Here is a 26,465-nt window from a genome sequence, read left to right on the forward strand (position 1 = left end):
TTACTTTAGTGCTCTTTGTCCCTAGCCGCTGCATTGCCATTGCAACAATCAAACGCTTTTTAATGGCCAGGCATTAATTGCGAACTTTCAAATACACCATCAATGAGAGTTTGAATGGTATCGTCATCTTGATTGGCATGGGCATAAGTACGAATACCAATTATCTGCACTTGAATAAAACGTGCTAACGCCTGTGGATCTTGAGTCGTATCTAACTCACCTAACTGCTGCGCTTCAGTGAGTAGTGCGGCAAATTCAGCCTCAACCATCCCTAAGGCACTTTTAGCTTCAGCTAATAAATCGGCATTGTCTGTGGTTAATTCTGCCACAGTTTTAACCAGCATACACATACCACTTGGCACGGTTGATTTGTTGGCTAACACTGAGCGCTCAATAAACAGTTTTAACGCCCTAAGGGGCGAGCCAGCATCAATACGGCACTGGGCTAACATCTCAACACCCGTTTGCGCATAGTATTGTAAGGCCTCTTTAAACAAGCCTTCTTTGCTGCCAAAGCTGGCATAAATACTACCAGGGCGTAAATCGATTACTTCTTGCAGGTTACGCATTGAAGTCGCGTGAAAACCTTTTTGCCAATATAGGTTGGCCGCTTTTTGAATCGTTTCCTCACGATTAAATTTGGCTGCTTTAGTCATAATCTTAGTCTCAGATCTATATTGAACGATTGCTCAATTTTACAATGAACGACTGTTCAAGTCTAGTTTGCCTTACTGGCGATGACCAATAATTGCAGCTCTAGTAGTTTTAAGGTTTATCTGATTTAATCACCTTAATAAATGACGCAACTTGGTGCCAAGGCTTAAACAACTGAACTTCAATAACGATCAGGCTAAACTGCAATCTTCATCTAGGCCATTATCCCCTATGACACTATCAATAGTGTTAGTGGTATTGCTGTGTCAGTTATTTACTATTAGTACGGCATTCTCAGTGCAATACCCTCACGGAGAACATCCATCAGGTATCGTGCTTGCCCATCACCATGCAGATTTATCACAGCACTCTCATCCTTACCAAGAGGCTGAAAATACACTTAAAAAAACCTTTAATGCCACTGAATCACAGGCAGAAATATTAGCAGCGAATAACCCTGATAAGTCCGCTGCTGATCATGAACATGCTAATCAGTCACTCTCTGCGGCTCATCCACCATTCGAATCCATATTTGTCGCTGAATTTGCCCATACCAATACCCTTTCAGATAATCCAATAGATTATCAAAGTTACCAATTTGCTCCCCCTATACCTCCACCACATCAATAAGTCAGCGACTTTATAATCATATTCGTAATAAGAGTGATTTAACTGACTGCGCATTCATCAAGGCCAAACTGAGTTATTTCAGCAGAGCTTCAATGATTGAGCTCAGTCGTAAAGCGATATTTATAACGCGCATTTGTGCGTGACTTATTGGAGTTACAACAATGAGCCAACCACTGGCCACTGCCATAAAAATGGTGGTGATATTCATGGGGCTTTTCGCTTCATTTTCTTTATTTGCCCATGGTGTTGATAAAGACACTCGGCAATTTCTTACCTTAAATCAGGGCGTTTCCATCTTCCCTTTCATTTACATTGGCGCTAAACACATGGTCACTGGATACGACCATTTACTGTTTCTCGTCGGGGTGATTTTCTTTCTGTTTCGCACTAAAGATGTGCTGATTTACGTCAGTTTATTCACCATCGGCCACAGTGTCACCCTGTTATTTGGGGTGCTAAATGATGTGCAGATTAATGCTTATCTTATCGATGCCATTATTGGATTTTCAATTGTGTACAAAGGCTTTGATAATCTCGGCGGCTTTAAACGCCTATTCGGTTTTCAACCTAATACCAAGGTTGCAGTGATGATCTTTGGACTGTTTCACGGCTTTGGTTTAGCCACCAAGATCCAAGAGTTTCAGCTGCCCAGCGATGGACTTGTTGCCAACATCATCGCCTTTAATGTCGGTGTTGAAATCGGACAGTTTCTGGCGTTGGGCTTAGTGCTTATTTTGATGAGTTTATGGCGACGTCATAGAAGCTACCTGCAGTTTTCTACCGCCGCCAATACCTTGCTAATGAGCAGCGGCTTAATGTTAGTGGGCTTTCAATTAACTGGCTATTTTATCAATTAATCAGCCGGAATATGCATCATCATTTACCGCATTTTTTAAGGAACAAACATGAACAAGAATGAACAACAGTTGCAGCCAATAGCTATTCCGGTGCACCCCATAACTATTCCTGTACACTCCACAGCAACGCTTATTGAAGCCAGTATCGCTGCAGGTGTTATTGCCGCGATTGTACTGCTCACAGCCATATTACCTGCTGAATACAATATCGACCCGACCGGTATTGGCACAGCCTTAGGGTTAACCCAAATAGCTCAAGCAGCTGAAATAGGGACTGTTGAAAATGCAGGAAGTGTGATTAATGAAGAAAGTGTAGATGGTATTGAGAGTGCAGAATTAGTCATTGTCACCGCGCCCTTAGTTGCCGACATTAAACAAGCCCGAAAAACGTCAGCGGTAAGATCGGATAGCGTCAATGTGGTTATTCCTGCAGGCAAAGGCTTGGAATATAAATTACTGCTCAATCAATTTACTCATTTAACCTATCAATGGCACACCCTTGATGAAGCCCCGTTGTTTTTTGACTTTCACGGTGAGCCCCAAGGCGATACCACTGGCTATTATGAAAGCTACAACATTAGTACTGCAAATAAAGTGACTGGCTCATTAACCACCCCTTTTGCAGGTGCCCATGGTTGGTATTGGAAAAACACCAGCGATGCTGCCATTACCGTGGTACTCAACACGACTGGGGCCTATAACATTAAAGGCTGATTGGCTTAATGGTTAGTGGTTAATGGTTAGTGGTGATGAGTCATCAAACTAAATCAAAAAACTAAATCAGAAAAAATCCACTGTCGATTATCTTAACGATACTCTGATAGTGGATTTTATTTATTAGAATGCCCCACTTTCAAAGCCAAACTACCAGCAGCTTCAGTTAAAAAAGCTAAAAATATCTAAAATCAGGCCAAACCCTCTAAAAAACTCTATTTTTAAAACAGTTCACTCATCAAATCTGCGCATCTTTAGCTAATGTCCTCGGCGGAAGCAATACTAATATTCCTAAAATTAAGATGATCATGATGAACAATAAAAAGCACATATGGGCATATAGCATGTCACTAGCCGCTCTTGTTATGGCAGGGTGTGGTAACGATGGGCGTGATGGTGAAGACGGTATTTCACCACCACCTAGCAGCCCTTCAGCGAAGGTTTTATCCCTCGATATTGAAGATATTTCTGTCTCTGAAGGTAATATTACCCTTAAATTCTCTGCTGAAAATGAACAAGGGACGCCTGTCACAAAAATTAACAGCATTAGAGTTGAAGCCGCTCAGTTACTCGCACCAATTAATGGTGATAGCTCTGCTTGGCAATACCTGCTCAACGAAACCTGCAATGAAGAGTGCCCAGGAGAGCTAACCGACTTTGCTAACGGCCAATACCAATACACAATGGGTACCAACCTAGCCGATAGCAGTTACTTTCCAAATGGCTATGATGCAAGTTTACCCCAACGCGTTATCCTCCGCGTAAATGGCACTGAGTTAGTGCCGACCACATATCAAAACACTGATTACATGGTCGATGGTTCTGAGCTATCGTTCACCCGTAATATTGTCGATAGTCAAACATGTTTAAGCTGTCATGAAGACATTGCCAGCATTAAACATGGCGGTGATAGCCTAGAAAACTGTGCCACTTGCCACTCAGCAGGCAGAGTCGATGATGATAAAACATGGCCTATCATTGCTCATCAAGCTCATATTGGTGTTAGCTCTGAGACCGTTGGTAACTGTTTAGCTTGTCACAACGATGAAGAAACAACCGAACACACTGAAGCGTTAAACTGGCAAACAATGCCAACTCGTGAAAATTGCTCTAGTTGTCATAACTTAGAAGAAGCCAACATCGATCATAGCGGTATGAGTGATAACAGCCAATGCTCAAGCTGCCATAGTGCCGAGCATGTCTATGATAAACACCGAGGCAAAGCCGATGCCGGTATCGCTGGCCGCAGCCTAATGAATGTCAACATTAGCGATGCGAAGATTGTTGATGTTGAAGGTGAATCATTTGCAGAAATCGTGGTTGGACTTGAAGATCAACAAGGCCAAGCGCTGCCTTTTACTAGCACAGAAGCAAAAGATTGGGATTATTTAACCGGGCTTGAGTTGTACGTAAACTGGGGCATTGATGTTAATTTCACCCAAGGGCAACAAGACGGTATAGGGCTTGCTGGTCACATGGGACAAGGCCGCGGCTATACCGTTTACGGTAAAACCACCAAGCGAATGACGTCAGAGCAAAGCGGATTACGCCCCTTAACGCCTGTGCATGCATTAGTTGATGGCAACCTTGTTTACCGGGTCGGGCCAATTGAGATGAATGATACCTTTGCAGGTGACACCTCAGACAATTATGGCTTTATCTCGAATCGAGTCTTTTTCTGTACGGATGATTTAGGTCAAGCAGCGACCTGTGGTGCCGAAGGCGTTAAGAGCAATGCTACTTATAACAAACGTTGGTTCTTTGATGCCTATGGCCTGCGTGATGAAATTAAACGTCGCCCAATTGTGTCAAACAAAAATTGCGGTTCTTGTCATGGTTACAATGAAGAAACGGATACTACCGAGCTAAATTGCCGTGGTTGTCACTCTCGTAAGACCGAATCAAATCTTGAGCTGGCGAATACGACCTGTTTCTCCGGTAATGATGGTGAAGAAGCTATTGCATTTAAGCCTATGATACCTCGCGGTAAAGGCTACGGCACCTCAACTGCTGATATCGTTGATGCGTGTGTCGCATGTCATAATCCCAATACTCCGCCGACCCAAGCCATTCGCGAACGTCATACTGTGCAAGGTGACAAAGACTTTGTTGAGCAACTCGTTGTGAGTCACCCAGATCATAAAATCTGGATGCATTCATTACATAACAACCAGCGGGCAACTCAGAAACAACCGGATTGGATCCGCTCAGTAAATTACCCCGCTAACCAAGCCAACTGTTACCGTTGTCATGAAGGTGACACTTTTGGTGCAGAGCGTTTAACTGAAGAAGGCAAACCCTTAGCATTGGATCTGACTTATGATCCTGATAGCAGAGCATATCCGGCCACTGATGTTAACGTCGATGCTTATGTGAGCCCAGTGTCGGCAACTTGTTATTCATGCCATGCCAAGCGGTATGACGAAGACAGCAATACCATGGTAATTAAGCCCCATGTACGTGCGCATATGGAGCAAAATGGCGGTCGTTTTGGTGTCCCTAAGGATGAACTGGAAACAGAATCCTGTGTGACTTGCCATAAATTAGACAAACTCAAACAACAGCATAAATTGAATTAATCCCCAAATTCATCATCACTCTCTCAAAGGGGCATTTATGCCCCTTTTTATTTGAGGAAGGTCAAATTATTTGACCACTTTCACATCAACATCAACCACATTCCGCTATATTATATCTCTTCTTAACCACTCAGGAATTTTCATGTTGTTGCTGGCCAACTTGCTATTCGATTCTGACAAACAAACCCTGACGGATGCTAGAACAGGTGAGCAGCACTCATTATCGTTTTCAGAAAATGCAGTATTAAAACATTTAATACTGGCTGAAGGTGTTGCCACTAAAACCGATTTACAATCAGCTGGTTGGCCTAACCGCAATGCGACTGATGCATCTCTCAATCAATGCATCAGTACCTTAAGACGAAAGCTTGCCAGCGATGAGTCAATAGAGCTTAAAACCATTCCGCGTCATGGTTACGCATTAAACGCGCCACAGGCCACAAAGCAAAACAAAAATCCCCGTACAACCCTAACCATCAAAGCTATGGTTATATTGATATTTTTGAGTATCATTATCGCCGTTATAGGGTATAGACAATGGCAACCGTCCTCAGTAAACCTGCCTTTTACGTTATGCCAACAACATCCATTAACAGCAGTCATTGAGGCGACCTCAGAAGATCACTGTGATTCATTGCCGCTGCCCATCATTAATCCATCCCAGCCCCAATGGCTAGGACAACACAATCATTACTACAGTTTAGCAATGTGCCCAGAAGGTGATTGCGCTCAAACAGGCTTGCTCAATACCGTTAGCCATAACGCCTTAATATCTGCAGTACAACTACAGCAGCTGACGCAAAAGATACAGCTCACCACCACGCCGTCCAGAAATCAATTAACCTTACCCAAAGCGGCTGTACAAACAACTGAATTAACCGAGCAACATTATAATAATTATATTTATTATCCGACTGAATCTGGTGACATCGTAAGAGTCGATTTTAGGATGGCCTTGCTCTACAACGAAGACAAAGCAGGTATTATGACGGTTGATGCCTGTATTAGCCTGTTAAATTGCGATGGGGCATCGATACAGTTTCAAGCTCGTTATCAATTTAATGAGCAACAAATAGAGCAAGAAGGTCACAACATAAGTGTATTTTTCATGACCGTTGACCATCAACACCTCACTCCAGATCAACATTTAGGAAAACAAGGCGAACTGTTCACTTTCTACAGCTCGTTGCGCCGCAGCCTATTGTTCGATAATGATATTCGCTACTACCGCCTACAAGATGATGAGCATTATGGTGTATGGCAGTTACCACTGTTAGGCAATCCGGTAGCATGGCTGCATCGGCAACAATTAGCGCTATAGCACCTATTGATGAGCCCATTTCACATTGTTGAGTGTTGATGATTGCAGGTTGCAGAGTACTCAGTACGGCTAAGCACAACGCGATATAGGAACTTGGTCATCTTGTCTTGCCCGTTTCTATTAGAAACAAAACTGCGATGCCGTTGTTGCCGGGGTAATTAACATTACTCGGAGTATAAAATGAGACACTTGATAGGGCTTAATCGTCAACACCAAGATAATTAACGATAAAAAAATCCACTGTCGATTATCTTAACGATACTCTAATAGTGGATTTTTTAAATCATAATCTTGCGCTGTGCAGCAACAGGTTTACTTTTGCGTTTTACGGTAATGGTCAAAGTTTTGGATGTAATCTTCCATGTTGCCTTCTAACAACTTGCGGTACTCTTCAGTGTAATAGGCCACCATGTCAGCTTTTTTCTGCTGCATCTCTTCGGCATTATCAAAACCAGTAGAAGCAAACCAAGCATTGTAGCGGGTTAAGGAATACATGAATGAAGCGCTTACTTCACCCGTTTTTACCTTGGGATTTTGATTAAACTCATTAGCAACATTAATAAACTGACTAGCGCGATCGAAAAAAGCTTTATCTGGTTTTGAATCAAACATGATAGATCCTTGTACTGAAAGTTGCCTGTAGCGGCAAAGTAAAATAGCAATGGTAATAACCTACGTGCTTTTACGCTGGTAAACCTTAAGGTGGTTCACACTCTGCAATAATGATGCTCCGTAACTGTGAGCAGCATCAATTTGTCGATAACTCACCAAATTTAACACATGAAAAATCCTACTTATTACTAAGTAGGATTTTAGTGTTATATGAAATATAAGCCGCAGCTAAATTTCATTGCACTGTAAACTTACTTCGCTTTACAGTTAAATTCACCGCTGTAATCGAAGTTAAAGTTGTAAATAGTGAAACCTTCAGTACCTTCTTTAGTCCCATCTTCCTGCTCAGTTGAAAGACCAGTAATTTCATTGGTCGCACAACGGAAGCCTTCTTCAAGCTTTGCAGAAGCAAATGACACGCTAGTAGTATTTGGCGCAATAAGCTCAAACACTTCAGCATTTGGGAACGCTAATTTACTATCACCTTCTTGCTCTGCTAAACGATCAGCCAAATAGGACTGCACCAATTCACGGTTGTTAAATGCCGCTTCATCTTTAACAAGCTCAGCGTTATCAACACCTGGCATATCTGAATTTGATGCACGGTAGCTATTGGTAATCACATAGATTTCTGCGTCATCAGCAATGTCAGTACCGTTATAGGTCAGGCTAGTCAACTGCTCATTGTCAGTTTCTGTGTAGCTGAAACCATTAATGTTGGTGTACTTTGATTCGTTTTCAACGTTGATTGTGTACTTAAGCATGCCTTCGCCAGATTCATTAAAGCCAGCATAGAACGCATCGAAGTTATAACCAGGGAAGCCTTCAACTAGGAAAGTCTCACCCTCTGCCAATGGTAGGCTGCGGTAAGCATTAGAGTTAACCCACTCAATCCAGTTTTTCATATCCGCACCGGTCATTTTTAAGACCGCTGGGGTATTGTTATCAAATACATAGATATCAGCAACTGAAGCGTTAGTTAGTTCACCGGTTTGAATGTTGGTGTAATCAGCTCCGCCATTACGACCAGATTTAAATGGTGCAGACACAGACATGAAGATGGCGTCTGCAGATGCATCAGCAAACTCACCTTCCGCTTTCCATTTATTCAGTTGATGAAGCTGTGCTTGGTTTACCACTTGCATGGATAAATCTGGTACCACTTGCGGGAAAAAGCTGTTCATGTTCACATCGATTTCAGCAATCGTTTTTGACATGTATTTAACTGTGCCTTCGTGCTCAGTAACCACTAAGTCTTCGATGATGACATCAGACTCATTTGGCACCAATGAGCGCAGCTCGGTTGTAGAGTGAGAATGGTCAACAGTCCATGTCTCGCCGTCATCGCTAGATTTAAGTTTTAGGTCAATAACACCCAACTTAGCACCCCAGAAACCTGGCATGATGGCAGGAATACCATTAATTAAACCCAGTTCAGGATTAACCCCTGGGATATCGCCGTATTCATCAGTTTGATTCGGGAACTCGCGATGGTCGTGACCAAACATGATGGCATCAACACCGTCAACATAAGCTAGATGCAATGTTGCGTTTTCAGCAAATTCATCTTCATTATCGTTCAAGCCTGAATGCGGGATAGCAACAATAACGTCTGCACCTTCAGCCTTCATCATAGGCACAAAATGTTCAGCGGTTTTCTTGATATCTGAAACCATCACATTACACACTAGATGCGAAGCATCCCAGCCCATAATATCTGGTGGTGTAAAGCCAATGACACCGACTTTAACATTGTATGATTCACCATTTTCGGCAATAAACTCACGGTCTAAAATGACATATGGGTTATACATATTTTCTGCGGTGTCATAAAAATCTTCAGTAATGCGTACTTCACATTCATCTGCTGCATTGCTGACTTTTTCAAGCGAGCTATCAGCTTTCCATACGTTTGAGCTAACATAAGGGAAATCTGAACCTTTAAGCGCTTCATCTAGGTATTCAAGGCCATAGTTGAACTCATGGTTACCTAAGTTAGCTGCATCATATTCTAAATAGTTCATCGCTTTGTAAACCGGATGCTTTTCACCTTTAAGATGCTCAGCACCTAGCGCTGCCATGTAGTCGCCCATTGGGCTACCTTGGATTAAATCGCCATTATCAAATAACATGCTATTGGCGACTTCTTCACGCGTTTCAGCAATCACTAAAGAAGTACGCGCTAAGCCCCATTCAGGCAGATTGTTTTCGTTGTGATCTGCGCTCTCGAAGTAATTGTATGGCATTACATTGGTATGAATATCTGTGGTTTCCATCAAACGAACTTCCATGCTAATGGTATCGTCTTTTGGTTTATCGTCTGATGAGCTATTACAACCTGTAAGTACTGCTGCAACACTGGTAGCAAGCAGAAGTTTCTTAGCATTCAATTTCATATTTATTCCAGATAATTATTTTATTTATGTCTGTATGCCGAATTATTGCCACAGATTAAGATTGGTCAATTAATCTCAAGTGATATATTCAGCATCAGTAAAGGCGGGAGTAAATTAAATAAAACATACAAATAAGTAAAGTGAAGATTTTATTTCAAACAACAATAAAAACAAAAAAACAGCTTTGAATTTAAAGTCAAAAAAATAACAACGCAGAAAACAAGCAACAAACGTAAAAATAAAAATTACAGATATAGTTTGAAAAACAAGCTTAAGACTCACGGCTAAAAACCTTAAGTCTTAACTTACCCCTCATAAATATTTCAGTTAATATAAAAACAGCACATATATTCAACAAGTATCTCTTAGGATAAAAAATATCCCTCAAGATATGAATAAAAAACAACACTCTGAATTGTTTCGACAGCAAGACACTGCCACAATCAAAAACATAAAATAATTAAAGTACAGACAGATAAGATAAAACCAAAATTTCAGACCTCTATTTTACTCTAGCCTTTGGCACCATGTTTAATTACAAAACCTTAGCTTTTATGATTGTGATGATTGGTAGAGCTTATGTCCCAGTCAATTGAAATGACACTTGTTCTTGAAATGATCAATAAATTTCAAATCTGACCAAAATAGAAAACAATTCAGTACTACTCACCTACTGCTACTGATAACATTATAAATATAAAATTAGTTTTGAAAATTTAAATTAAAAACCTGGCTGCAACAAGTGCTTCTCACAAAGTAAACACCAATCAAGCCGCAAACAAACACCTGAGCAACAACAAATAAACATCTTAAGCCTCGCCGCGACACTTTAAATTACCAACAAATTAAATGGCAATTAATAAAAATAGTTTCTTAAATTAATCAAACCCTAATTATTAATAACCTACAGCAGTTACAAAATGATTAGATTGTTAATAAAGACATAAGCAAAGATAAAATAGCAACACTATTTGTAAAATACAGACATAGAGACAACCCAATATAAACAGTGTAATCAATTATCAGTTAAATATAATTTTATTATCGAAAAGTGCTTAATTAAAAGTGTAAGAATTATAACTAAGTCCCTGGTAGATGATATTGACTACTACTGAATTCAATAGTACTTATAAAGGTAAGAGCACATATAAACTGATTGCCAATTAATATGTGCTTAAGTGTCTGATTGACGATTAAAAGCCCGAGCCTAGGTTAAAATACAATGCCCGCTCCTCTTCACTGGCGGCGACATCCACTCCCATATGAATGCCGTAACGTCTGGCAATTTGATAGCGAAAGCCAACACCATAAGCATTAACGGAGTCGCTGCTGTCTTGTATTGATTCCGTCTCTGTCTCTGTTTGGCCGTAACCGTAAAAGGTCGATACCGTCCAGCGGTGATCTATGTGATACATCAACTGCGCTTGTAAGGTGCCGACTTGATCACCTTGATATCGAAATGCTGATACACCACGAAGATCAACATAAGGCTTAGTGGTAGGTGAAAGGCTGGTGTCTTTCTCATACAATTCCTGATAACTAGCAGCGACCGCAAAGGTCCACTTTTTAGCAATAGGGAAATAAAACTCGCCACTGGTATCTAAGGTACCGTAATGACTGTCAGAACCTAACGCCTCATCATATAACATGTATTCAGCCGATAAAATGTAACCCTTTTTCGGGAAAAACATATTATCTCGAGTGTCATACTCGGCCACCAAACCAAGACCTGAGGTGGTATGTTTATCACCCAGTGCGGTTTGCAAAAACCAATCAACTACAGCGTTTGATGATGAGACACTGGACACTGACCATAGCTGTTTTAAGCCCAACAATAATGGCGTATCAGCCACTCTAAACTGCAGTTTTTGCATCGCAAAGTAAGCTTCGGTAGTGGTATCAAATTTGAGGTTTTTCCCTTCAGGTAGTAAGCCACCTAAATTAGTATAAATATCTAAATTCGCCTTAGCAGCACCTGCGCCGCCGGTATAACGAATACTATCGTTTAACCAAGAATGACGGTGCCCCGCAAAAGCAAACCAAGTACCATTGGCTGTCGCGCCGCCGCCCACCAAGGTCATTGCTGCAGGAATTAACTGGGCGCCGCCATCAATAGACTCAAGGGCTTTTTGTTTACGTAGTTCTTTTTCTTCATCGGTTTCGTGCAAAAACAAGCCCATCAAACCACCACCAGCACCAACTGCAGGCTCAGTAATTAAAATAGGAACCGGTAAAAAACCATAGGCATTTTCAGCGAGGTGATAGCCAAGATCAAATTGGCCATCTTGCTGGTCAAAAAAATAAGACTGTTCAGCAGATGCTTGCCAAGAAGCCATAGCTAAAATGCATAATGAGATTTTTTTAAACATGAAGTACCTAACCAAGTAAAAAGAGTACCAGTACTGAATCGGCCGTCCCCAAAAATACCAATATGGGTTAGCACAATAAAACTCAGCAGCATTAACGATAAAAATTATGACTTAATTAAAGCAGTTTTTCGACTCACTGTTGAAGGATCTAACCATTCAATCCCATCACAACTAAGGTTCAGTGCAGTGTGAATACAAAAAAGCCTATCTATCACAGGATAAATAGGCCAATTCTAATTCTAATTTAAGCAAATGATTTAACTCATTTTTCTGATAACACTCACAGGTGCAATCCGTAATGCCCAATGCAATATTGCCCATGGCCAACCTGGCACAAAAGCGTTGGCTTTTTCTTTATTAATCGCTTTTACTAACGCCTTACAACCGGTTTCGGTATCGACAATAAAGGGGATTTTTTCAACCCCTTCATTGATCTCACTTTGAATAAAACCAGGGTGAATACAGCTTACTTTTATCGGCGTATTCATTACATCAATACGTATGCCTTCACTAAGAGATGTTAGCGCTGCTTTAGTGGCTGCGTAAACTGTCATTGCCCGTCTAAAACCACGTACTGCACTGACTGATGATATGGTGACTAAATGCCCTGAATTTTGAGCCCTAAAGATAGCCATTGCCGCCTCAGCTTGTGCAAGTGCGGCAATAAAATTGGTTTCTGCGGTTTGCTTATTGGCATGAAAATACCCAGTACCAATAGAAGCACCTTTGCCCATGCCCGCATTAATAATAATGCGGTCTAACGGCCCCATTTCAGCGTTAAATTGATCAAAAACGCTAAAAACAGCCTCATGATCATTCACGTCTAAGGCTTTTATCAGCACGTTAATTTGCGGGTTAATTTGTTCTAGCTCAGCCTTGAGCTCAACTAACCTATCCATTCGGCGCGCACACAGTGCTAAGTTAGATCCCTGTTTTGCAAATTCAATGGCCATTCCTCGACCTAAACCCGAACTTGCCCCGGTGATCAAAATATTTTTTCGCATCTTATTATCCATTTTATGATGAGTTATTTTTATTATTTACATGGGCTATTTAAGCCCATTTTAGGCGCTGTTACAGCAAAAATAAGCACTTAGGTGTATGTAATTATCCTTTTATCCCCTTGTTGCTCGAATATATCGTGCTCATTTAATGACGACAATGACCACTGCTTGTCCTGACCTCTGGCCACCACTTTGGTCACGCCGCCATTGACTAATGACCAATTAATATCGACAAACTGTGTTAGCGGCAATCCCAATAATAAACTGGCAATCACGCTAATTGGTCCGCCCGATGAATAGACCAAAATGGTTTTACCGTGATGCTCGCTGGTTAAGCGCTCAAAAACACCTATGACCCGTTGCTGAAAATCACTCCAAGATTCTGTATATAGGTTGTTTTCATTAAACTTAGCCGTTGCAGATGCCTGTGTCCACTGCTCCATAGCGCCGAAAAAGTGCTGCTGAAAAGCCGCGAGAGGATCGGGCTCTTGAGCTAAAAATGCGCGCATTTTACTGGGGCTGGTAAACTCAGGATGATACGCACCGAGAATATTTTGATGGTCATATTCATTCCAGCCAGCATCTTGCTCACTTAAACTTATCAGTGCATCATCGGCCAAACCAAAGGTATCTAGGCTATGCTGCGCGGTTTGCTGATGGCGTAACATTGAGCCTGTTATCACGAGATCTGGCGTAATGGTTTTATTGGCTAAATATCGCCCCACCAGCTTAGCCTGCTCAATGCCTAAATCAGATAACTGATCATAATCATCGGCATGAAAACTGGCTTGGCCGTGACGAATTAGAAAAATTTTACTCATGGTAAGTCCCATCACTAAATGCTGAATTTGCTGCGTTAAGCGCCATATATAATGCCCATAAACCGTTTTTACATCCAAATGCTAAATCATGCTCAACAGCATTTAAAGCCCGTAAGAGCGACCTGTTTATTTCATTAACATAGCCTATTTTTAAAGGGGATTCGACAGTCTTTAATCATGATACAAAAGAAGCCTTTTTAGTTACTTGATTAGGAAGCAAAGAATTGAGTTATGAGGGTAAGTGATAGTGAATTAGAGCGCTTTTATTCGCATTAAGAATTACGCAGTCCAAGTTGGATTGCAGTGCCAAGCTTGCACCCACTTAGGCACCTGTGCTGCTGGCATAGGTCTAGAAATACCATAACCTTGAGCTATAGTGCAGTGAAGTGATAACAGCTTGTCAGCTTGTGCCTTGTTTTCTACCCCTTCAGCTATGACCCCAAGGTCAAAAATATCAGCTAAACCGATAATAGCCTTCAAAATGGCCAGATCAGACGTATCTGTTAACATATCCCGAATAAAGCTCTGATCTATTTTTAATTTCGTAGCAGGCAAGCTTTTAAGGTAGGTAAGTGATGAGTAACCAGTACCAAAATCATCTAAGGCAAACTTAACGCCCATTTGTAAACAGGCGTTCATTCGCTGACTAATTTTAACCATATCTTCTAAGGCACTGGTTTCTAATATCTCCATTTCCAATAGCTCGGGAGAAATATTAGGGTAAGCGGTTAAAGCTGCAGCTAAGTTGGCGACAAAGTCACTACTTTGCAATTGGCTGGCGCCAATGTTGACACTAACGGGAATCGTTAAGCCTTTTTCTTGCCACTCATCTAGTTGTTTAAGTACAGTATCAATTACCCACTCGCCTATTTTAATGCTAATTAAGTGGTCTTCAATCATGGGTAAAAAGACTTCTGGCAGCAATAATCCTTGTTGCGGATGCTGCCAGCGCAGCAATGCTTCAACCCCCACTACTTTCCCTGTGTTCATATTTACTTTAGGCTGAAAATAAAGAACAAACTCTTGGTTTTCGTAAGCCTGAATAATACACTCAAGGCTCTTTCGTTTCGTTTTCGAGGCTTCAGCAGAGTCCTTATCAAAAAATAAATAACAGCTTTTGCCTGCGTCTTTCGCTTGATACAGCGCATGATCAGCTTGTCTTAGCAATAAGTCTGGATCGGTGCCATTTTGCGGGTACAGTGTTACCCCAATACTGGTTGAAGCTTGCAGTATTTCTTCATTGCAAATAATACTTTGCGATGCAGCCACCAGCATCCGCTGTAATACTGGTTCACAATCACTGGCCTGTTCTAGGTCGCTCAGCACTGCAACAAACTCATCACCGCCAATACGCGCTAAAAAGTCTCCTGCACGCAGCGCACTTTTTAGCGCCTGTGAAATTAAAACTAAGAATTGATCGCCAGTGCTATGGCCGTGGATATCGTTAATGGCTTTAAAGCCGTCTAAATCAAGATAAGCCAGTGCCAGCTTTTTACCGCGTCGCTGGCTCTGTTTTAGTGCCTGCGCTAACTTATTGGCCAGTAATGCTCTATTGGGTAAACCAGTTAACATATCGTGATGGGCGGTATGCTCTAGTTGCTGCTGGTGCGCTTTTTTATCGGTTATGTCAGTAAACATTGAGACATAGTGCATGACCTTACCATACACATCACGCACCGCACTGATTGATTGCATTTGCGGATAAATTTCGCCGTTTTTGCGTTTATTCCATATTTCATCACACCAATAGTTATGCTGTTTCAGCGTGCTCCACATACCGTCGTAAAAGTCTGCAGACTGTCGACCCGATCTGAAAATTCGTGGGTTTTTACCAATGGCCTCTTGACGGCTAAAGCCCGTTATCTGAGTGAAAGTGTCATTAACTTCAAGGATATTGCCCTTTAAATCGGTGATCATGATGCCTTCATGAGCATGACTAAAAACACTGGCGGCAAGTTTTAATTTTATTTCAGATTTTTTAGTGGCGGTAATATCTGTCAGTGCGCTAAGGCATTCAAGGCCATCTTCGTTAATAGTAAGCTTTAACTGTACCGTGCTTAGCTTATTATCGATGTTAAGTTTTATCTCACTGTCTGGAGAGTCAACGCCTTGAAAAGTATTGCCAAGGTGAGCGTTATATTGCAGTAGGGAGTCTTCAGTTAAGTATGCTCCAAGGCGTTTACCCAGTATATTTTTACGGGGCATACCTAACATACTTGCAGCGGTAAAATTAGCCTGAGTGATATGCCCAGTGCGATTAAGCGAAACATAACCTACTGGGGCTAAATCATATAATGCTTGATAGTTTGCAGCGGCTGATTCGGCGATATCTCTGGCCACTATTAGCTCTTTTTGCTGCATCTCTAATTCGATTTGATGCACCTGTAACTCATGTAGTAATCGATCAGCTGCAACCTCATCCGCTAGTGAGCAGCGCTCATTGCACTCATTGCAATCATGTTTATGCTGACACTGCATAGAATCCTTACGCAATGAATTCAGGCTTTGAATAGTTGGCTTTATACCCTTGTTCATTGCGTGCACTTGGTCATGGCTATCTTCCTTTGCCTTTGGATATCACTTTGCTATTCCATCTTGCAAAGTTTCTCCAGATTATTTTGTACATCCACCAATAAATTCCTAAGCTCTGCTTCAGAGGAGTTATTCCCCCGCTTAAGTATTTCCCTTACATTATTTAAGGTTTTTAAGTTGTGCTTTTTATCGGTAATGTTTTCAGTCACACAAACAAACAGACCTTGTTGTTGTGAGTACATTGAACATTCAAACCATTGCTTAGTTTCTTTTACGTAATACTCAATTTTTTCTGGCTTGCCAGACATAGCGACGCGACCACAAGCAGCCATAAAATCACTATTAGATTGGAGGATGTTAGGAATGACTTCACTGCCATTTTTTCCAATTACGTCATGTAGTTCGGTTATGCCAACATAAGCGTTGTTTACTTCAAGATAGTTGAAGTCTACCGCTTTGTCATTGTTCAAAATGATTCTTTTATAGGCAACTGCATGGGAGGAATTTTCAAATAATAATCGGAATCGCGATTCCGATTGCGTCATGGCAATACTCGCCATTCTGTTTTCAGTATTGTCACTAAAGGTGATCACTACGCCATCGATGAGGTTTTCTTGGGTGCGATAAGGCATGATGCGCACGATATACCAGCGACCATCATGGGTTTGCACCTCTGTTTGCTGAAATATCAGGCTCCGCAGCACTTCGCAGGCATCATCAGCCAAGGCGGGATAAATTAACGAGCTAACTAAATCAGTGATCGGACGACCAACATCACTGGCAATGAGTTTGAAAATACTGCGTGTTTCAGTGGTATAACGGCGCACCTTAAGATCGCTATCTAAAAACAAGGTGGCAATATTGGTGCTATTAAGCAGGTTTTTCATGTCATCACTGGCTTCTGACAACTCATTAACTTTAGTGTTTAGCTCATGATTGACGGTTTGTAATTCCTCATTCATCGACTGCATTTCTTCTTTAGAGGTGGTCAGCTCCTCGTTAGTACTTTGCAGCTCTTCATTGGTGCTTTGTAATTCTTCATTAGTCGACTTGAGGTTTTCTTGTGCAAACTGCATCTCATTGGTGGTGATCCTTAAATCATCCCGAGCCTGTTGCAGGACTTGGTTTAAGGCAACTATTTCATCAGTATCAGTAGCGCTATCAACGCCATCAGCGCTACTGTGCGTGCTTAAAGCCGAAGTCTGCATTGATGATTCACTAAACAGCACCAATACCATGCCACACAGACTTGCAGGTTGCAGCAATGGTTGCACACTCACATCCACTTGCACTGTATTGCCATTAGTCCCCACACTAATATTTCTTAGTTCAGCCTTCTTCTTTTGGCGCACAGCCCGATTAAACACTTCACTTATGGGCGCAGTTAAACCTTCACGAGCCATTGCAAATAGATTGTGATTCACTTTACCGGCTGCGGGCTCTAAATAATTGCCAGTTTTACCATTGATATAGACGATATCCGCTTGCTCTGTGGTCAACAACGCCGCTGGCACAAAGTGCTCTTGCAACAGCGATTGGGTCAAGTCTTCTAAGTTCAAATCATCAACTCCTTGGGTTTTAGCGGGCACCAGTTTTTCAAACATTTGCTCAGGTGAATAGCCACCTGAGGTTCTGCTTGGAAAGCTCATTAAATTAATCGGTTCAATTGTCTCGCATCGCTGATAAATACGCAGTTTTTCATGCACAGCACTAAACAGGACGTCGTCTTTACCTATGGTTTCAGAGGTGCCTAACACCAGCACCCCACCAGGATTTAAGCTGTAATGAAATAAGGGGATCAGCTTTTGCTGTAAATCCGCTTCTAAATAGATAAACAAGTTTCGACAACTGATTAAATCAAGCTTAGTAAATGGTGGATCGGTGACCAGATTTTGCTGGGCAAAAATAACCATTTCCCGTATTTCTTTACCGATGCGGTAACCTGCCTTATTGGCCACAAAATAATGATCTAATCGCGTTTGAGCAATATCATCTGCAATACTCGCCGGGTAGATCCCAGCTCGGGCTTTTTTAACCGCGTCATTATCAAGATCGGTGGCAAATATCTGCAACTCAAAATGCTGGGGATAACTCCCTTGCTTTAAGGCTTCTTGAAACACGATTGCCAATGTATAAGCCTCTTCACCGCTAGAGCAAGCAGGTACCCAAGCTCGCAAGGTGCCGCCTTCTGGGTGTTTAGCCAGCAATGCTGGAATAACCTCATCCTGAAGCTGCAGCCAAACCTGACTGTCACGGAAAAAGTGTGTCACACCAATGAGTAACTCGTTAAACAGCAGTTCATTTTCTTGGGCATTACTGCGTAAATACTGAGCATAGTCAGCAATGCTGGTGAGCTTATGCAAAGCCATGCGCCGCTCAATACGTCTATAAATGGTGCTTTTTTTGTAACGGGAAAAATCATGCCCTGTATGGGATCGCAGCAAGGCGATGACTTTTTTAATGTCGTGGTGATCTTGTTCAGTATTTTCAACCTGAATAGGCATGTGGTTGAGGTAATTAACCACATTATCCATTAACACATCTGCGGGTGCTACAGCATCAACTAGTCCGGTATCAATGGCACTTTTAGGCATACTGGCAAATTTGGCCGTATCAGGGCGCTGTACAAACACTGCACCAAATTTTTCTTTGATAGCCCGTAACCCAAGCGTGCCGTCTGAGCCCATTCCCGACAGAATCACCGCAATGCTTTGAGTCTGTTTATCAGCCGCTAAAGACTTAAGAAAATAATCTATCGGTAAATGTAACCCATGGGGCTCAACACGAGGAAATAGCAGTAATGTCCCATTTAAAAGAGTTAGGTCATAAGCGGGCGGGATAACATATACATGATTGGGCTTAACCATCATGCGATCGCTAATTTGTAGCACCTTAAGCGGGGTTACACGCTGCAACAGCTCACACATAATGCCTTTATGGTGAGGGTCTAGATGCTGCACCACCACAAAAGCCATACCGCAATCAGCTTTAGCCTGGCTTAAAAACTGCTCAATGGCCTCAAGGCCGCCAGCAGAAGCACCAATACCAATAATAGGAAAGTCAGCCTTTGTCGCCGACGTTTTTACATCAGTTGTCAGCGGAGTCGGCGCGGTAGCAGCATTGGGCTTTTTCATTATTTGAAGTGATTTTATGTTAAAGAAGTCGAGTTTAGATAATGCGCCCCATGAGCAAGAAACTCAATAAACTTAGCCTCATTACTGATTAATAAGGACTTTAATACATATATTGGTCGTTATTGCTGCCCATTTGTTCACTAGGTCGCTCACTAAGCGATCATGTAACGGATGATTTAGCTATTAGGTCGCGGGCATTTTCATTCACCTTATCGCATGAGTTATGACAAAGCGGTCTAGTTAAACCAGCCGATGGTGATAGACACCTACAGGCAAGTTCACCATAATCGCCCTAAAAATAGCAGATGCACTTAAACACTTGAAAATAATGCCATTTGTTTAATTTCTGTTTTTAGTTTGTTATCAAATGTAGTGGATTGGTCTAGTGGAAATAAATAAAAATCAAGCGGTGATGGCCGTTGCCATTTTGCTATTAACCTTAGTGGTTGGTGCGACTCAATTAGCCAATGACGGGCTGTTTTTACGCTTGTTATTAGGCCTTAGTTTAGGCTTTGCGTTAGCCAAAGGCGCCATCGGTTTTGCAGGCAGTATTAACCGCGCTTACCGCCGCGGCTCTACTCAATTATTGCAAACCCTGATGTTCATGTTTGTGATCACTGCCATCATCAATGCCGGTTTATTGCTTAACGCTGATAGCCAGCACTATGATTTATGGATTAACCCCATTAATGCAGGGCTATTGATTGGCGGCATCATGTTTGGTGCAGGCATGAGCTTATCCAGCTGCTGCGCAACGGGGATGATGGTGGAGTTTGTCAGTGATGTGCCAAGAGCGGCAATTACCTTAGTGTTTTTTGGCGCGGGAGTCTTTTTTGGCTTTCCATTACAAAGCAGCCAAAGCTGGATAACGGATAGCTGGTTTTCATCAGCAAGCTATCAAGGTAAAGGGGTATTTTTACCCGACTTGTTTGCTGGCACGCCGCTAAATGGTTACTTCATGTCAATTTTAGTGACCATAGTTTTAGCGTTAACCGTGGTGATTATTGCCAAAAAATATGAAAACTATCGCCGCCGTAAAGGCTCATACTTAGGTGTCGCCGGTGAAATTGAGCGTCAACAGCTTCAATCCCAAAGCGTTAACCGTGATGCAGACACACAGTTCACGTTATTTAGCCGTAAAACATATCAAAACTGGCTTGCCAGCCTGTGGCAAATGCGCACCACAGCATTAGTTATTGCCGTTATTTTTGGCATCATGATGGCAAGTACTGGCTCAGGCTGGGGCGCATCGACCCCCTTTGGTATTTGGTTTGCTAAAGGTTTGATGTTGTTTGGGGTTGAAATGAACACCATTACCGAAATAAGCCAACGACCAGAAGCCATGTTCAGTACGCCTTTTTTTGAACACGGGGTATCAGTACAAAACTTGGCGATTTTCTTAGGCACGCTCATCGCGGTGTTATTTATGGGTAAATTTAAATTCTCATTTGCCATAAACCACTCCACAAAACAGCTGGCATTGTTTGCTTTAGGTGGACTGTTAATGGGCTTTGGTACACGCTTTGCTAACGGCTGTAATGTCGGCGCCTTGTTCACCCCAATTGCTAATTTCTCATTATCTGGTTGGGTATATTTACTGGTACTTGTCATCGGCGCCATTGCAGGTAACCGTTTCCAACAAGCGGTAATGAAATAAGTTACTGATAGACTAGACAGCAAAAAACCCGCTTATCTTTCGATAAGCGGGCTTCGTACTATTAGGTGAGCTGGCCGATAAGCCGGGTCCTGTCTTGGACAGTTATTCATCTAGGCCTGCAATCGCTCACAGGCTCAAGCGACCTACCCGGTCCCAACGCGAGCAGCGCCATACGGGACCCTATTTGGTCTTGCTTCGGATAGAGTTTACCTTGCTACGAACTATTACTAGCCGCACGGTGCGCTCTTACCGCACCCTTTCACCCTTACCAACCGAAGTTGGCGGTCTCCTCTCTGCTGCACTTGTCGTCGGTTTACACCGCCCAGGCGTTACCTGGTATCCTGCTCTTTGAAGCCCGGACTTTCCTCCCCGTTCTTGCGAACGCAGCAACTGTCTGGCCAACTCGGCGCGGATTATAGCCTAAGCCACTGCAACACACCAACTAAAATATGGCTTTATGGCAAACCATATGAAGCTGAGGTAAACAGGTTGAGCTAACTACTCAACTCAACCTATTCTCTATAGACCGATTTCTAAACCGTATTTGTAAAGCGCATTCTTTTTAAGGCCGTAGATTTCGCCAGCCAATGCCGAGGCTTTTTTAAGTGGCAGTTCTTTACATAGCAATTTTAAAGTATTGATCACCACTGTGGGTATTTCTGAATCACTGTCACTGCGGTGACCATGGATCATTAATACGATTTCGCCTTTTTGCTGATTTAAGTCATCTTTAACTTGTTGCAGTACAGCGCCTGCTGCGCCAGATAAAAAGGTCTCAAAGGTTTTAGTCACTTCACGGGCCATGACAATTTCACGGTCTTCGCCTAATGCCGCCACAATTGACTCTAAACTGTGCACTATGCGATGTGGTGATTCATAGAAGATTAAGGTTCTTGAGTCTTCTTTAAGTGCTGATAATTTGTCTAAACGGCCTTTTTCTTTTGAAGGTAAAAAGCCTTCAAATGAAAAACGATCTGAAGGTAATCCTGATGCACTTAAGGCGGTAATTGCTGCGCAAGGGCCCGGCAACGGAATAACATTGTAACCTGCTTCACGCACCTGTTTGACCAAGTGGTAGCCAGGATCTGAAATGAGCGGCGTGCCCGCATCAGAAATAAGTGCCACAGCTTCACCATTACTCAGCTTTTGAATAATCCACTGGGCTCTGTCACGTTCATTATGATCATGCAACGCCGTCTTACGGGTTTCAATGCCAAAATGACTGAGCAATTTACCACTATGACGCGTGTCTTCACAGGCAATAAGTTTAACGTTATTAAGCACCTCGATTGCACGGCTGCTGATGTCTCCTAAATTGCCTATAGGAGTGGGAACGATATAAAGTGCGACCGATAGGTCCATAACTACCTCTGTATTGACTATCATCAAGACTTTCGCCAAGTGAAAGAGCAGGTTAAACTAGAGTCAGCATCTTACCAGAGTGAAGCCCTGTGTTAAAAAGACTGAATACAACTAAATTTGTTTTCGCCGCCATTTTATCAGCCGTGTTATTTGGTTGTGCGACTCAACCTACTGAAAATAAACAGGCTATTGATAGCTCAATGGCATCCGTTGAACAAACGGCTAATGTTTATTTATCTGCAGCAAGCAATGCTAAACAGCCGCAAATTCGCGACCGCTATTTGCTACTTGCCGCACATGCTTATATCAATGATGGCAATTTTGTTGCCGCAAACAAGCTTTTGACCTCGATGAAAGCTGATTTGCAAAGTGATTCAAGCATTCAGGCTGAGTATATTTACCTTTCTGCGCGGGTGGCTGAAAACACCAGTTCAGATGCCGATGCCTTAGCGATTTTACGCTATCCTAGCCAGTGGAAATTACCTCAATGGCAAAGAGTCTCCTATCATCAATATAAAGCCCGCTTATATAATCAAACTAAGCAGCCGATTGATGAGCTTAGACAATTAAGTTTACTCAGTTTATATCTTCCGCAGCAGCAAGCCTTTGAAGTGAATGACACCATTTGGCGCACGCTACAACCACTGCATGAAGAAACCATTAAAAGCTTTATGGGTGATCGCAGTAATCCCACTTTTTCAGGCTGGTTGCAACTAGCCTACATTGCCAAACATTATGCGGTTGACCCTTCACAGTTAGTTCGTTACTTAGGTGAGTGGCAACAAGCCAACCCTAATCACCCAGGCGCTGCGAAACTGCCATCAGATTTAGAACAAGCCTTAAATGCCAAACCTTTTAAACCACAAAATATTGCAGTGTTATTGCCGTTAACAGGCCGACGAGCCAGTGTTGCAGAGCCAATTAGACAAGGTTTAATTGCCAGCTATATGGCGGCATTTGAAGACAATGTTGAGCTTAATTTCTTTGACACTAACCTTGGGGTTGAGCAAGCTTATCAAGCTGCTATTGCTGCTGGTGCTGAATTTGTGATTGGGCCGCTATTGCCTTCCGCGGTTGAAGAGCTACAAGCACTTAATGAGCAAGATTTGCTCACTGTGCCGCAGCTGTATTTAAATCAAACCGACAGCTTTACCCCAAAAAATGATCAGTTTTACTTTTCATTATCGCCAGCACAAGAAGCTAGCGATGCTGCGCAAAAACTCTATGAAGATGGCATCACGCTACCGTTATTGTTAGTCAGTAATGACTCAACGGGTAAACGTATGGCAGAAAGCTTTAATAAAAAGTGGCTTGAGCTCACTGAAGACAATGCTGAAGTCCACTTTTATGATCGCGGCGATCAGATGAAGCTAACAGTACAAGAAGCCTTAGGTGTTAAAGACAGCCAAGCGCGAATTGCTAGAATAAAAGAGCTGATTGGCAACAATATTGAAGCTGATTTTCGCTCACGTCGTGATATTGATGCTATTTACATGATCTCAGCCGCAAAAGATTTAGTGCTATTAAAGCCCTTTTTAGACGTCAATTTTAGTGTGTTTGCCGATCCGGTTGCCCTGTATACCACCAGCCGCAGCCGTTTAAGTGGCAGCTCGACTCAATCGGCTCAAGAGCTTAACAACCTGATGATCAGTGATATCCCTTGGTTAATGGGCACGAATACTGAAACCACCATGGTCAAAAAACTCTGGAGCAATTGGAATAACAGCCAGAAGCGTTTATACATCATGGGTTATGACGCCCTTGATTTAGTCAATCGTTTAGCGCAAATGCGCGCCTTTCCTGGCTACCAGTTTAATGGTCGTAGTGGAGCATTATCGGTGGATGAAAATGGCGTAATTGAACGTAAACTCAGTTGGGGTAAATACCAACGAGGCCAGCTGCGCCCATTATGATGTCGTCAACTGTGGGTCAAGGCCAACAGGCTGAATTAACCGCACGTACTTACCTTGAACAGCAAGGCCTTAAGTTTGTGGCTCAAAATCAGCGTTACCGCTTTGGTGAAATTGATTTAATCATGCGCGACCAACAAACTTGGGTCTTTGTTGAAGTAAAATTTCGCTCATCAACCCAATTTGGCGGCGCACTCACCGCCCTGTCTGCAGCACAGATTTCTCGCATCAGAAAAGCAGCCCAACAGTATATACAAACCCATAAAATCAATGCCCCATGCCGTTTTGATATGGTTGCCATTAACACAACCGACATTCAATGGCTTCAGGGGTGTTTTTAAACAGCCATTTTTAGCTATAATGCTGCTCAATTGAAGAAATAAAGCATGCTAGCAACACTTTACCTTGTAAGGATTTAACCCATGTTAGAACGTATTAAAGATAGCTTTACAGAGTCAATTCAAACCAAGATTGATGCTGCTGAAGCATTACCAGAGTCGATTGAGAAAGCGGCTGAAATGATGGTGCAATGTCTTTTAAGTGGTAACAAGATCCTAGCCTGTGGTAATGGTGGCAGTGCAGGTGACGCGCAGCATTTCTCAGCTGAGTTATTAAACCGCTATGAAATTGAGCGTCCACCGCTACCTGCTATCGCGTTAAGTTGTGACACTTCAACCATTACAGCTATTGCTAACGATTACAGCTATGACGAAATTTACTCAAAGCAAATCATGGCACTGGGTCAACCAGGTGATATTTTATTAGCAATTTCGACCAGCGGTAACTCAGGTAACATCATTAAAGCCATGGAAGCTGCATTAAGCCGTGACATGACTATTGTGGCATTAACCGGTAAAGACGGCGGCGCTATGGCGGGCTTGATGAGCGCTGGCGATGTTGAAGTACGAGTTCCATCCAATGTCACTGCGCGTATTCAAGAAGTTCACTTATTAGCAATTCACTGCTTATGTGACAATATTGACCGCACTCTGTTCCCACAGGACGAGCAAGCATGATAAAAACGGCTCTTGTCATAGCAATACTTTTCCTTCTTCAAGGCTGCGCTGGCATGGTGATGGTTGGTGCTGTTGGCGGGGCCAAAATGGTCAATGATGAGCGTAGTATGTCGACACAAATCAGTGATACCAATGCCGACTTTGAAATTACCAGCGCACTGTCTAAGCATGAAGATATTCATAACCAGACCAATATTACCGGTGTGGTGTTAAACAGTAATGTATTGATGATTGGTCAATCTCCTAACTCAATGTTGCGGGATAAAGCCATTAAAACGGTACAAGAGCTGGAAATTGGCGGCAAATTACATAATCAAATTCGCATTGGTAACCCTACCTCATTTACCACTCGCAGCAACGACACTTGGGTAACAACCAAGGTTAAAACGCGGATGCTAAATGAGAAGTCTTTGGATGTGACCCGAGTTAAAGTGATCACGGAAAACGGCGAGGTATTTTTACTGGGGTTAATCGATCGCGAACAAGCGGATATTGCGGTTGATATCGCCCGCAATACTTCTGGTGTACGTAAGGTAATCAAAGTATTTGAGTACGTCGATAAAGATGACTAGCTCAATAACTCATCATTAGACTGCCAATAAAAAGAGTTTGTATAGACTATTTTTATTGGCTGTTGCTAATGAGTAACCTTCTATTATTGCGTTTCGACCAACCTATTAGCCAATACTTTACGCTTGGCTATCAAGACTTTTCCACATATTGAAACGAGTGTTGTCGGCAGCACAATCAACCCAGCTCCCAGCCAACCGAGCCCATCTAACCATTCCCCAAACCATACCCATCCAAACATGACACAAAATAGTAATCCTGAGTATTCAGCCACGGCGATTTCAAACCATTAGCCTTTATTGGCAGCTCACAAAAAGCCAGCTTGAT

19 protein-coding genes, 1 other RNA gene and 1 pseudogene are annotated in these 26,465 nt (G+C 42.4%); 10 read left to right on the forward strand and 11 right to left on the reverse strand.

From position 1 onward, the window contains the following. Window positions 1-59: 59 nt before the first annotated feature. Window positions 60-656, reverse strand: a complete 597-nt coding sequence (locus Q4546_RS12250) for a TetR/AcrR family transcriptional regulator (RefSeq protein ID WP_102440316.1) — start codon at window positions 654-656, stop codon at window positions 60-62. Between the two features lie 229 nt (window positions 657-885). Here Q4546_RS12250 and Q4546_RS12255 point away from each other — a divergent pair, with 229 nt between their 5' ends. The 5 genes from Q4546_RS12255 to Q4546_RS12275 all read left to right on the forward strand — a co-directional run bounded on the left by Q4546_RS12255 (window position 886) and on the right by Q4546_RS12275 (window position 6,755). After that, window positions 886-1,284: a hypothetical protein gene (locus Q4546_RS12255; protein WP_102519723.1), complete on the forward strand. Its 399-nt coding sequence runs from the start codon at window positions 886-888 to the stop codon at window positions 1,282-1,284. Between the two features lie 161 nt (window positions 1,285-1,445). Continuing rightward, window positions 1,446-2,141: a HupE/UreJ family protein gene (locus tag Q4546_RS12260; RefSeq protein ID WP_303446349.1), complete on the forward strand. Its 696-nt coding sequence runs from the start codon at window positions 1,446-1,448 to the stop codon at window positions 2,139-2,141. A gap of 48 nt (window positions 2,142-2,189) precedes the next feature. Further along, window positions 2,190-2,855, forward strand: a complete 666-nt coding sequence (locus tag Q4546_RS12265) for a hypothetical protein (RefSeq protein WP_303446350.1) — start codon at window positions 2,190-2,192, stop codon at window positions 2,853-2,855. A gap of 308 nt (window positions 2,856-3,163) precedes the next feature. Continuing rightward, on the forward strand, window positions 3,164-5,434 hold the full coding sequence (locus tag Q4546_RS12270) for a cytochrome C (RefSeq protein WP_303446351.1): 2,271 nt from the start codon (window positions 3,164-3,166) through the stop codon (window positions 5,432-5,434). Between the two features lie 142 nt (window positions 5,435-5,576). Beyond that, on the forward strand, window positions 5,577-6,755 hold the full coding sequence (locus Q4546_RS12275; protein ID WP_102440318.1) for a winged helix-turn-helix domain-containing protein: 1,179 nt from the start codon (window positions 5,577-5,579) through the stop codon (window positions 6,753-6,755). A 312-nt stretch (window positions 6,756-7,067) separates the two neighbouring features. On the opposite strand, the gene Q4546_RS12280 is transcribed toward Q4546_RS12275, so the two are convergent. From Q4546_RS12280 to Q4546_RS12310, 7 genes are all read right to left on the reverse strand, one after another. Beyond that, entirely contained in the window at window positions 7,068-7,367 is a 300-nt protein-coding gene (locus tag Q4546_RS12280) for a DUF3144 domain-containing protein (RefSeq protein ID WP_102475801.1), read from the reverse strand. Window positions 7,368-7,618: 251 nt separating this feature from the next. Continuing rightward, window positions 7,619-9,763, reverse strand: a complete 2,145-nt coding sequence (locus Q4546_RS12285; RefSeq protein WP_303446352.1) for a bifunctional 2',3'-cyclic-nucleotide 2'-phosphodiesterase/3'-nucleotidase — start codon at window positions 9,761-9,763, stop codon at window positions 7,619-7,621. 1,193 nt (window positions 9,764-10,956) lie between these two features. Continuing rightward, window positions 10,957-12,132 carry a BamA/TamA family outer membrane protein gene (locus Q4546_RS12290; RefSeq protein ID WP_102440321.1) on the reverse strand — a complete coding sequence of 392 codons (1,176 nt, stop codon included), beginning with the start codon at window positions 12,130-12,132 and terminating at the stop codon, window positions 10,957-10,959. A gap of 257 nt (window positions 12,133-12,389) precedes the next feature. Beyond that, complete coding sequence (locus Q4546_RS12295) at window positions 12,390-13,136, reverse strand: SDR family oxidoreductase (protein ID WP_102440322.1); 747 nt, start codon at window positions 13,134-13,136, stop codon at window positions 12,390-12,392. 89 nt (window positions 13,137-13,225) lie between these two features. Beyond that, window positions 13,226-13,957 carry a histidine phosphatase family protein gene (locus Q4546_RS12300; protein ID WP_303446353.1) on the reverse strand — a complete coding sequence of 244 codons (732 nt, stop codon included), beginning with the start codon at window positions 13,955-13,957 and terminating at the stop codon, window positions 13,226-13,228. Between the two features lie 279 nt (window positions 13,958-14,236). Next, window positions 14,237-16,492: a GGDEF and EAL domain-containing protein gene (locus Q4546_RS12305; RefSeq protein WP_102519729.1), complete on the reverse strand. Its 2,256-nt coding sequence runs from the start codon at window positions 16,490-16,492 to the stop codon at window positions 14,237-14,239. Between the two features lie 50 nt (window positions 16,493-16,542). Then, a complete protein-coding gene (locus tag Q4546_RS12310; protein WP_303446354.1) occupies window positions 16,543-19,623 on the reverse strand; it encodes a chemotaxis protein CheB in 3,081 nt (1,026 codons plus the stop codon). A gap of 385 nt (window positions 19,624-20,008) precedes the next feature. Between Q4546_RS12310 and Q4546_RS12315 the strand changes: the two genes are divergently transcribed. Beyond that, window positions 20,009-21,280, forward strand: a complete 1,272-nt coding sequence (locus Q4546_RS12315; protein ID WP_102440329.1) for a YeeE/YedE family protein — start codon at window positions 20,009-20,011, stop codon at window positions 21,278-21,280. A gap of 62 nt (window positions 21,281-21,342) precedes the next feature. Here the strand turns inward: Q4546_RS12315 and rnpB are convergent. After that, an RNA gene (gene rnpB, locus Q4546_RS12320) (RNase P RNA component class A) lies at window positions 21,343-21,686 on the reverse strand. A 113-nt stretch (window positions 21,687-21,799) separates the two neighbouring features. Further along, a complete protein-coding gene (gene rsmI / locus Q4546_RS12325; RefSeq protein WP_102440330.1) occupies window positions 21,800-22,642 on the reverse strand; it encodes a 16S rRNA (cytidine(1402)-2'-O)-methyltransferase in 843 nt (280 codons plus the stop codon). 89 nt (window positions 22,643-22,731) lie between these two features. On the opposite strand from rsmI, the gene Q4546_RS12330 reads away from it, so the two are divergent. From Q4546_RS12330 to Q4546_RS12345, 4 genes are all read left to right on the forward strand, one after another. After that, complete coding sequence (locus Q4546_RS12330; protein WP_303446355.1) at window positions 22,732-24,555, forward strand: penicillin-binding protein activator; 1,824 nt, start codon at window positions 22,732-22,734, stop codon at window positions 24,553-24,555. Between the two features lie 11 nt (window positions 24,556-24,566). Continuing rightward, entirely contained in the window at window positions 24,567-24,893 is a 327-nt protein-coding gene (locus tag Q4546_RS12335; RefSeq protein ID WP_102440355.1) for a YraN family protein, read from the forward strand. Between the two features lie 81 nt (window positions 24,894-24,974). Further along, entirely contained in the window at window positions 24,975-25,568 is a 594-nt protein-coding gene (locus tag Q4546_RS12340; protein WP_076541969.1) for a phosphoheptose isomerase, read from the forward strand. Then, a complete protein-coding gene (locus tag Q4546_RS12345; RefSeq protein ID WP_303446356.1) occupies window positions 25,565-26,140 on the forward strand; it encodes a BON domain-containing protein in 576 nt (191 codons plus the stop codon). Before Q4546_RS12340 ends, Q4546_RS12345 begins: the two co-directional genes overlap by 4 nt. 83 nt (window positions 26,141-26,223) lie before the next feature. On the opposite strand, the pseudogene Q4546_RS12350 reads toward Q4546_RS12345, so the two are convergent. Then, window positions 26,224-26,421 (reverse strand): annotated as a pseudogene (locus Q4546_RS12350) (EamA/RhaT family transporter); the annotation flags it as partial. Window positions 26,422-26,465 lie beyond the last annotated feature (44 nt).

The sequence above is a fragment of the Shewanella sp. 4_MG-2023 genome (genome assembly GCF_030548015.1).
GTDB lineage: Bacteria > Pseudomonadota > Gammaproteobacteria > Enterobacterales > Shewanellaceae > Shewanella.